The 1,188-nt window shown below is 48.4% G+C and carries 1 protein-coding gene; it reads right to left on the reverse strand.

The window, feature by feature from the left end:
* Positions 1–26: 26 nt before the first annotated feature.
* Positions 27–1,188, reverse strand: a 1,162-nt coding sequence (locus AZ66_RS29205) for an ABC transporter ATP-binding protein (protein WP_044358153.1), incomplete at its 5' end; no start/stop codon positions are given.

Raw genomic sequence — 1,188 nt, forward strand, 5'->3', positions numbered from 1 at the left:
GGATGCTGCTGTGAATCGTGCTCCACTCATACTCTCACCTGCTCTCTGTTCGACGTTCCATCGGTGGTAGAATCCATCTCATCCTCGGACTCAAACTTATCAGCATACTGAATACGATATACATCTTGATAGGTACCTGGCACCCCAATCAACTGCTCATGAGTACCTCTTTGTGAGATACTCCCTTGATCCAATACCAGAATCTCATCTGCATGCCGCAGCGACGAGATACGGTGTGCGATTATAAATACCGTACGTCCATTCATAACCTCTTGGAAGCCAGCCTGAATCGCATGTTCAGTATCCATGTCAACGGCACTTGTTGCGTCATCCAAAATCAGAATCTTCGGATCCTTCAGCAGCGCGCGGGCAATCGCAATCCGCTGCTTCTGGCCGCCTGAGAGTCCCATACCGCGTTCGCCCACAATCGTATCATAGCCAAGCGGCAGCTCCATAATGAAGTCATGTGCTTGCGCAAGCTTCGCTGCTCGCACCACTTCTTCTTCGGTCACATCATCTCGTCCGTAAGCAATGTTGTTATAGATCGAAGATGAGAACAGGAACGTCTCTTGGAACACGGTAGCCATCTGACTGCGGAGACTCTTCACATCCAAGTCTCGAATATCATGACCATCCAGCATAATGCTTCCTGACTTCACGTCATACGCGCGCATGAGCAGTTGAATAATCGTTGACTTGCCCGCTCCTGTACCGCCAAGCAATCCAATCACCTTGCCAGGTGTTGCGTCAAGCGTAATGTGACTAAGAGCGTTTACATCACCTTCATAGCGGAAGGTAACATCTTTGAATTGAACGTGTCCCTTAACTTCTTCGTCATTCAATACAACCGCACGATCATTGTTTGCAATGTCAATTGGGGTATCCAGCAGTTCCAGCACACGCTCTCCAGATGCCTTCGATTGCGTATAGTTATTGATATGGAAGCCAATTCCCCACATCGGGCCAATGATGTACCAGATCATACTGAAGAAGGCAACTAATTCACCAAGCGACAGCTCCTTGTTAATGACCTTCGTACCGCCAAGCGCAAGCAGCATGACCACACAGCAGCAAGCAAGAAGTTCCATCACAGGGAAGTATCGTCCCCATAGTGTCGCAGCATGAATTTGATTTTCCTTATACGCTTCAGACCGTACAGAGAATTTATCGACTTCATGGCTTTCACGC

It is taken from the genome of Paenibacillus sp. E194 (assembly GCF_000935845.1).
In the GTDB taxonomy this organism is placed as follows: domain Bacteria; phylum Bacillota; class Bacilli; order Paenibacillales; family Paenibacillaceae; genus Paenibacillus_B; species Paenibacillus_B alvei_B.